Source organism: Rhodococcus sp. (in: high G+C Gram-positive bacteria), from assembly GCF_049286785.1.
GTDB lineage: Bacteria > Actinomycetota > Actinomycetes > Mycobacteriales > Mycobacteriaceae > Rhodococcus_F.
Genome location: NZ_JBAQEO010000157.1, coordinates 1 through 8,131, shown reverse-complemented (window position 1 = coordinate 8,131; position 8,131 = coordinate 1). Strand labels below are relative to the sequence as shown.

General features: G+C 66.3%; 10 protein-coding genes. 2 read left to right on the top strand and 8 right to left on the bottom strand.

What is annotated here, in order from left to right; all coding sequences use genetic code 11:
• The 4 genes from WAW17_RS06445 to WAW17_RS06430 form a co-directional block, all read right to left on the bottom strand.
• A partial coding sequence (locus WAW17_RS06445; RefSeq protein ID WP_422332171.1) for an urease subunit alpha occupies nt 1–769 on the bottom strand: 769 nt, incomplete at its 3' end.
• Complete coding sequence (locus WAW17_RS06440; RefSeq protein ID WP_422332170.1) at nt 766–1,080, bottom strand: urease subunit beta; 315 nt, start codon at nt 1,078–1,080, stop codon at nt 766–768. The genes WAW17_RS06445 and WAW17_RS06440, both read right to left, overlap by 4 nt.
• An 8-nt stretch (nt 1,081–1,088) precedes the next feature.
• Entirely contained in the window at nt 1,089–1,391 is a 303-nt protein-coding gene (locus tag WAW17_RS06435) for an urease subunit gamma (protein ID WP_422332169.1), read from the bottom strand.
• A gap of 218 nt (nt 1,392–1,609) precedes the next feature.
• Nucleotides 1,610–2,452 (bottom strand): YdcF family protein, encoded by an 843-nt coding sequence (locus WAW17_RS06430; RefSeq protein WP_422332172.1) that lies wholly within the window; start codon nt 2,450–2,452, stop codon nt 1,610–1,612.
• A 249-nt stretch (nt 2,453–2,701) separates the two neighbouring features.
• Between WAW17_RS06430 and WAW17_RS06425 the strand changes: the two genes are divergently transcribed.
• On the top strand, nt 2,702–3,670 hold the full coding sequence (locus WAW17_RS06425) for a helix-turn-helix transcriptional regulator (RefSeq protein WP_422332168.1): 969 nt from the start codon (nt 2,702–2,704) through the stop codon (nt 3,668–3,670).
• A gap of 106 nt (nt 3,671–3,776) precedes the next feature.
• A complete protein-coding gene (locus WAW17_RS06420; protein WP_422332167.1) occupies nt 3,777–4,211 on the top strand; it encodes a hypothetical protein in 435 nt (144 codons plus the stop codon).
• A gap of 99 nt (nt 4,212–4,310) precedes the next feature.
• On the opposite strand, the gene WAW17_RS06415 is transcribed toward WAW17_RS06420, so the two are convergent.
• From WAW17_RS06415 to WAW17_RS06400, 4 genes are all read right to left on the bottom strand, one after another.
• Nucleotides 4,311–4,514: a cold-shock protein gene (locus WAW17_RS06415; RefSeq protein ID WP_422332166.1), complete on the bottom strand. Its 204-nt coding sequence runs from the start codon at nt 4,512–4,514 to the stop codon at nt 4,311–4,313.
• A 305-nt stretch (nt 4,515–4,819) separates the two neighbouring features.
• The gene (gene rsmA / locus WAW17_RS06410; protein WP_422332165.1) at nt 4,820–5,710 is read right to left on the bottom strand and encodes a 16S rRNA (adenine(1518)-N(6)/adenine(1519)-N(6))-dimethyltransferase RsmA; all 891 of its coding nucleotides are present in this window, start codon (nt 5,708–5,710) and stop codon (nt 4,820–4,822) included.
• Nucleotides 5,711–5,719: 9 nt separating this feature from the next.
• Nucleotides 5,720–6,847: a transglycosylase family protein gene (locus WAW17_RS06405; protein WP_422332164.1), complete on the bottom strand. Its 1,128-nt coding sequence runs from the start codon at nt 6,845–6,847 to the stop codon at nt 5,720–5,722.
• Nucleotides 6,848–6,869: 22 nt separating this feature from the next.
• Nucleotides 6,870–7,985, bottom strand: coding sequence for a transglycosylase family protein (locus WAW17_RS06400; RefSeq protein ID WP_422332163.1), 1,116 nt, complete (start codon nt 7,983–7,985; stop codon nt 6,870–6,872).
• Nucleotides 7,986–8,131 lie beyond the last annotated feature (146 nt).

Sequence of the window (8,131 nt, the reverse complement as noted above, 5' to 3'; positions counted from 1 at the left end):
ACGTGTCCGAGTGCAGGGCCACCTGCACTCCGGCGGCATCGGCCACGGTGAGGCACGCGTCGATCGCGGCCGGAGTGGACCCCCAGTCCTCGTGCAGCTTGAACCCGGACACTCCGCCGCGCAGTTGTTCCCACATCGACTCGGAGCTGACGGTGTTGCCCTTACCCAGCAGGGCGATGTTCATCGGCCAGCCGTCGAGCGCCTCGAGCATCCGCGCCGTGTGCCAAGGCCCCGGCGTGACGGTGGTGGCCTTGCTGCCCTCTGCCGGGCCCGTTCCACCACCGACCAGCGTGGTGATGCCGCCGCCGAGGGCCTCCTCCATGATCTGCGGGGCGATGAAGTGCACATGGCAGTCGATCCCGCCCGCGGTGAGGATCTTGCCGTTGCCCGCGATGATTTCGGTGGACGGTCCCACCACCAGGTCCGGGTGCACGCCCGACATGGTGTCCGGGTTGCCTGCCTTACCCATCGCGACGATGCGTCCGTCGCGAATACCGACGTCCGCCTTGATGATTCCCCAGTGGTCGACGATCACGACTCCGGTGATGACGGTGTCGGGAGCGCCCTCGGCGCGGGTGGCGCGGCCCTGCCCCATCGACTCGCGCAATACCTTGCCGCCCCCGAACACAGCCTCGTCTCCGGCCAGTCCCGGTCCGCCGCTGCGGTCCTCGGTGATCTCGATCAGCAGATCGGTATCGGCCAGACGGATACGGTCTCCGGTGGTGGGCCCGAACAGCTCGGCGTAACGCACGCGGCTGAGGTCGGTCATGACGCGTCCAGCTTCCCGGGAGGAGTGAGGCTCAGTCCGTGGACCTCTCGCGTCCCGCGCAGCGGCACCAGCGACACCGTCTGTGCGATACCCGGTTCGAACCGCACCGCGGTACCCGCGGGGATGTCCAGCCGCCGACCGTATGCCGCTGCACGGTCGAACTCCAACGCACCGTTCGACTGTGGGAAATGCACGTGGCTGCCCACCTGCACGGGCCGGTCACCGGTATTGACCACGTCGAGCAGGGTTCGGGGCGCCCCCGCGTTGAGCTCGATCACACCCTCCGCACAGATCACTTCACCTGGAATCACAATCTCCCCTATGCAATCGGATCATGGACGGTGACAAGCTTGGTGCCGTCGGGAAACGTGGCCTCGACCTGGACGTCGTGGATCATTTCCGGTACGCCTTCCATGACGTCGGAACGCCGGAGCACCTCGCGGCCGGACGACATCAGCTCCGCAACCGACCGGCCGTCACGGGCACCCTCGAGGATGTGATCGGTGATGATCGCGACAGCTTCCGGGTGGTTCAACACCAGTCCGCGTTGCTGCCGGCGTCGCGCCAGTTCGGCGGCGTAGCTCAGTAACAGACGCTCCTGTTCATGGGGCGACAAACGCATGTGTCCTCCTGCGATCGATGCACGCCATAGTGCCACGCCCTCGCGCTGTGGCACCGCACACGCGGGCGCTGATGCGCCTGTCTCGCACTTGAAACACGCAGTACACATCCCGGACACATGACGTTCCTGCTGTGCCCGTCATGCCGGTACGGCGCGGACCGGTGGACTTCTACCGTCAACTCGCGATCCCGTCGATGATTCGCGGGTACCGATCAGGCTCAGTAACCGGCGGGGATACCGAGCACCCGGATCGCGTCGCGGTACATGCCGAGTTGCTGACTCTTGGTGAGCGGCGGGAACTCGGCGATCAACTGGCCTGCGCTGGTGATGGCACTCATCGCACCGACGACGGGCAGTCCCGCGACGTTGAAATCGACGGTTGCCCGACGGATGTGATTGGCGGACGTGACGACGATCGCGCCGCCGGCGCCGAGTGAGCGGGCAAGAGGAACCGAATTGAGCGCATTCCCGACGGTCGATCCCGCCCGATGCTCGGCGTGGACACGTTGCGCGGGCACTCCGTTGGCCTGCAACCACCCCTGCATCGCTGCGGCCTCGGTGATGCCGTTCTGCGGGTTACCGCCGGTCACGATGATCGGTGAGAGGGGTGACACCCACGACTGCACGACAGTGGCCTGAAGACGGTTGATCAATTCCGGTCGCATCCTGCCGTCCGGCAGCAGTCCGTAGCCGAGAACGATGATGGCGGTCGAGGGTCCCTGGATAGCCGGAAACGGATTCGGGGGTGTGAACGACGAGACCGCGATCGAGGTCACCAGGTTGCCCACCCCGACCCGCAGACCGCCGTCGACGGCGCCGAGCCGGGCGAGTGCGGCCTCGCGCGTGATGAGGTCGCCGACAGCATCGGCGTAGATGGCCTGCAACGCCAGTGCATTCCCATCCCCCGGCGCGATGCCGACCGCTCCGCCGATGTCCGCAAGGGCCCCCCGGGTGTCGCCGGCCGCGAATCTGCTCTGCGCACTGTTGAAGAGGTCGGCTGCCGAAGCGGAGGCCGGTGCGGTGGTCGAAACCGCGAGGACGATGGAAAAGACCGCGGTCATGACGGTGGCGACGGCCCCTCTTGCGAAGGCCCGGGACGGCCGGAGACGTGCATGCATGAGCGAAGACCTTTCCGTCGGAATCACTGAGGGCGGGCGTGCGATGGTCCGTGGAGCGTCGGCGCCAGTGTATTGACCGGTTCGGATACGACAGCGCGAACAGATCGTTCCGTTACCGAGTTGTCAGCAGAGGAGGTATCTTTCGGCAAATGAGGACAGTATCTGTCCTCATGCCATGGCATTCTTGGTTCCATGCGGGAAACCTCGGCACGGCTACTCCGGATGCTCACCCTGCTCCAGATTCGCAAGGACTGGTCCGGAGCAGAGCTCGCCGACCGGCTCGGAATCACGCCGCGTACCGTCCGGCGCGATGTCGACAAGCTTCGCGACCTCGGTTACCCGGTGGAGGCCACCGTAGGTGTCGGCGGTGGATACCGCCTCGGGGCGGGCGCCGAGATGCCGCCGCTGCTGCTCGACGACGAAGAGGTGCTCGCTGTCGCTCTCGGTCTGCAATCCGGGGCAACAGGTTCCGTGGTGGGCATCGGCGAGTCCTCGGTGCGGGCGCTGACCAAACTCAGGCAGGTGATGCCGTCCCGGCTTCGGCATCGTCTGGAGGCTTTACAGGTCGACGTGGTACACCACGAGCCCGCGAAGAGCGCCGTCGACGCCCGGGTACTGTCCGCCGTCGCGTCGGTGTGCCACAACCATGAACGCCTGCGGTTCGACTACAGGACGCACGACGGCACCGAGAGCCGTCGTGAGGTCGAACCGTATCGGCTCGTTCGGTCCGGGCTTCGCTGGTACCTCATGGCGTGGGACCTCACCCGCGCCGACTGGAGATCGTTCCGCCTCGACCGACTCACCCCGAAGATCCCGACAGGACCCCGCTTCGTGCCGCGTGAGCTGCCGCCAGGAGGTGCCGCCGACTTCGTGGCCCGCGGAATCAACCGGGCCGTCACCCGCATCCGCGCACGAGTGCTGCTCCACGCACCCTTCGGCCAGGTGGCATCGATGGTGCACGATGACTGGGGCACGCTCGAGGACATGCCGGACGGCCGGTGCGCCGTGGTCCTCTGCGGTGATTCGATGGAGTCGATCGCTCACTGGCTCAGCGCATTCGGCGTCGACTTCACCGTCCTCGACCCTCCTGAACTGCGGGAAGAGTGCCGTCGGGTGGCTGAACGTCACCGCCTCTTCGCGGACCGCTACGGTAACGCCTGACCGAGACACCGCTGCACGGCTACCGCCGGCCCGAAAATCCATGAAAACGGGCGGATCTGCGCGGCGTCGACGCAGGTGACGAACAGGAAGATCGGGGAGGTCGGGGTTGGAGAACACGATTGTCGAGGACGGGCGCGCACGAGCGCCGGCGGGGACGGTCACAGGAAAGGGGATGATCGTCGGGGGCCAGGTGGCACTCGGCGGGGCATCGCTGGTGATCCTGGGGTTCTCTCTTGCGTTCGCGTGCACTCTCGACAACGGTAATCAGCCGTGGATGTGGCCGGCACGGTATTCGGCCGCCTGGTTCGTCGTCGCCACGATCATGGTCACGACATTGTGGACTGCGCTGGTGACCCTCATCGCGCTGTTCGCGTCGAGACCACATCGCGGTATCGGAACTGCCACCTTCGTCGTTGCGGCGGTACTCGCCGTCGCCGCCGTCGCCGGGCTGTTCCGGTCGTCGGACAGTTCGGCAATGCAGTTGTGGCTCATTTGCGCAATGAATCTCGCATACCAGGCCACGTACGTGCGGTCCGGGTAGATTTCACCTGTCAGCAGAGACGAGTAAGGCCCCACCCGTGAACGGGTGGGGCCTTACTCGAACGTCATGTCCCGGCGAACCGGGAAGTCATGGCCGCTCTCAGATCAGGGTGACGCCGGTGGCCTGGGGGCCCTTGTTGCCCTGGCCGATCTCGAACGAAACGCGCTGATTCTCCTCGAGCGTGCGGAATCCGCCGCTCTGGATCTCCGAGTAATGGACGAACACATCTGCGCTGCCATCCTCGGGGGCGATGAAGCCGAACCCCTTCTCGGAGTTGAACCACTTCACGGTGCCCTCTGCCATGTAAATCTCCTCTAACACAGTTCTTCTTCAAGTAACCGCTTCGGTTACCCGGGTCATCTGACACGACCGTCTATGACAGACCTGTGGAGGACGTCCAAACGCTCGCAACAATCGATTTGCGAGCGTGGGAAACACAAACACAAAACTTACGACCTCCAATAGTGAACCACACCTTCGGCTGAAAGTCTCCCCCTCCCGGGAACGTGTGATGGGCGCCACAATCCGCTTCGGCCGGGTGAATGTATCTTTCGGCGCTTCCACAGCGCCGAAAGGCACATTCGCCCAGTTGCGCAAGGCCGGAGCGCTCAGGGCCGGGTGGCAGCGAGCCGGACGAAAGCCGCCGCGTCGAGCCTCTCGCCGCGAGTGGACGGCTCGATGCCGGCCTCGCGCAGTCGGCGTTCGGCCTCCGCGGGTGAACCGGCCCACCCACTGAGCGCAGCACGTAAAGTCTTGCGGCGCTGGGCGAATGCGGCGTCGATGACGGCGAATACCCGTTTGCGGTGTTCCTCGTCCACCGGCCAGGGCGATTCGGCGTACCGGTCGATGCGCACCAGCCCCGACTCGACCTTGGGGACGGGCCAGAACACGGCACGTCCGACGGAACCGGCGCGGCGGACGTCACCGAAGAAGTTGGCCTTCACGCTGGGCACCCCGTAGATCTTGCTTCCGGGCGACGCAGCGAGCCGGTCGGCAACCTCCGCCTGCACCATCACCAGAGCGGTTCGCAGGCTGGGCAGTTCGGCGAACAGGTGCAACAGCACCGGCACGGCAACGTTGTACGGGAGATTCGCGACGAGCGCGGTTGGCTGCCCCGGAATTTCCGACGACTCGACCCGCATCGCGTCCGCACCCACCACTCTGAGGCGCTCAGCGAGCTGCGGCGCGCGGTCGGCGACGGTCCGCGGGAGACGCGCGGCGAGGTTGGGATCGATCTCGACGGCGATCACCTTGTCCACGACGTCGAGCAGTGCCAGGGTCAGCGAACCGAGGCCCGGTCCGACTTCGAGCACGGTGTCGTCACGGCCGACACCGGCCGAGGCGACGATACGGCGAACCGTGTTGGGGTCGTGGACGAAGTTCTGTCCGAGCTGTTTGGTGGGGCGCACGCCGAATTCCTCGGCGAGCGAACGCACCTCGACGGGACCGAGCAGAGCGGCCTGACCTCGTGCTGAGTGGGGTAGTTCGGCGTCGGGCACCAGGGAACTTTAACGGACTCCGAGCCGGCCCGAACACGTCGGCCAGGCTCCCCACCCCTGTGTCTTCTGCGTCTTCGATGCAATGGCGATCTGTTCCTCGCGGGTAGCAAGGTCTGCCCGCGGCGCGTATTTGAGACCGCCCTGGCGTTCCCACGTGTTCTGATCGAATTGCACCCCGCCGTAAAAGCCGTTGCCGGTGTTGATGGCCCAGTTGCCGGTGGCCTCGCAATGGGCGAGCGCATCCCAGACGGCACCGTTCTCGACGGGCGGCACCTCGGTGCCCGGCTTGGCGCCGACCCGGACCACCCTGGGCTGGGCCGGAACGGTAACGGTCGCGGAGACCTGGTTCCGTCCCGCTTCCCTGCCGTTCACGGTATTGACCGCAAAGGTCACGTCCTGCACACCGGGCATACCGGGGTTCTCGACGACCGTGCGGCTCATGTTCATCGTCGGGTCCTCGATGCGCTCCTCCGGGGGATTCAGAGGCAGCGTCTCGACCTTGGTCTCGGTGCGGTCGCGCGTGACCGTCACGTTCATGCCCTCGGTCAGCGGGGTGTCCGCCGACGGCACGACGGTGTCGGCCTGCTCGAGCGGCGCACCGTGCGCGGCGAGAAATTCCCCGACGGTGGGAGCGGCCAGCCGGATGTCCACGGCGGGCAGTGCGCCGTCGACCAGCTCGACGACGAGCGGATTGAGCACCTCGAGCGCCGCACCGTCGAGCGGAAGTCGCTCGCCACGCGATGCGGACACATGCACGTCGGCGTCGAGTTCGAACTGCTTCAGAGCGTCCTCGACGGTCAATGCCGTGGTCCAGACCGTTTTCGGCCGGCCGTCGACGGTGAGGGACACCTCGCGTGCGCGGCGCAGAACCACCGTGTCACCGTCCGACAGAGACGCATCCGCGCCGGGCGCAACGGCGTCACGATCACTGACGGAATACCCGGCGTCGGCGAGGGCTGCCCCCACCGTCGTCGTCATCGTGCTGAGCGAGATGGTTTCGCCGTCCACGTCGACGGTCACGGTCTTGTGCCGGACCACCGCGAGCACTCCGCCTGCGATCAATGTGGCGAGAAGCAGGGCCACCACGGTGTAGAGCAGGGGCGAGCGAGCCGAGTTGATCTTCGCGAAGGGCGACATCGTGTTCCTTTACTTCAGACCGTCAGCGGAGTCCGAGCTTGCTGGTGCAGGCGGGCCAGGCGCCCCAGCCCTGCGCCGCCTGGACCTTCTCGGCGACGGAGATCTGCTGTTCGCGGGAGGCGAGGTCGGCGCGGGCGGCGTACTGGGTTCCGCCGAACGCCTCCCAGGTGCTCTGGGTGAACTGCAGTCCGCCGAAGAACCCGTTGCCGGTATTGATGGCCCAGTTGCCGGTGGCCTCGCAGTGCGCGATCGAATCCCAGGTGGAGGCGTTGGAGATGGCGAGTTCCTTCACACCGACCTTGACCAGTGCCGGCGCGGGCTCGCGGAGCACCTGCGAGCTGAGCTCCTGGCGTCCGGCCTCGACACCGTTGACCGTCTTCACGGACGCGGTGACGGTGCGCTCGCCGGGGACTCCGGGGTTCTCGACGACGGTCTTGCCCTTGTCGAGCGCCGGATCCTCGACGCGGTTCTCGGGCGGTGCGATGGGCAGCGTCTCGGTGCGGGTCTCGGTGCGGTCGCGGGTCACGTGGATCTCGGCGCCTTCGACGACGGGGGCGTCGGCGGGCGGAACGACCGTATCGGCCTGCTCGAGCGGGGCGCCGTTGGCCGCGAGGAGCTCACCGACCGTGGGGGCTGCCAGTCGGACGCCCGTGAGCGGTGCGCCGCCGTCGGCGACCTTGACGAGCTTGGCGTTGACGACCTCGAGCGAGGTGCCCTCCAGCGGCAGGCGCTCCGAGCGGGACGCCGAGACGTGGACGTCGTCGGCGAGTTCGAACTGCTTCAGTGCGTCGTCGACGGTGAGGGCGGTGGTCCACACGGTCTTCGGCTGCCCGTCGACGGTCAGGCTGACCTCACGTGCGCGGCGAAGCACCACGGTGTCACCGTCGGAGATCGAGGCGTCGGCGGCGGGTGCGACGGCATCGCGCTCGTCCACCGTGTAACCGGCATCGTCCAGGGCGCCGCTGACATCGGTTGCCATCGTGCCGAGCGAGATGGTCTCGCCGTCGACGTCGAGCGTGATGTTCTTGTGCCGCCCCACCGCCAGCGCACCCCCGATCACGAGGGTCGCCAACAGTGCCGCGACGACTACGTAGAGGAGAGGTGATTTTGCGTTGTTGATTCTGGCGAGTGCTGACACATTGCTTCCCATGGCTGACGAATGTTTGATCACGGTACGGTAACGAACCGGCGTTGGTATGGCAACTTTGCGGCCTTTACCTGCTATCCGGATAACGAATCGATTGAGATCAGGATTACTTTCGAACGCGACATGGGTTTCTGCCG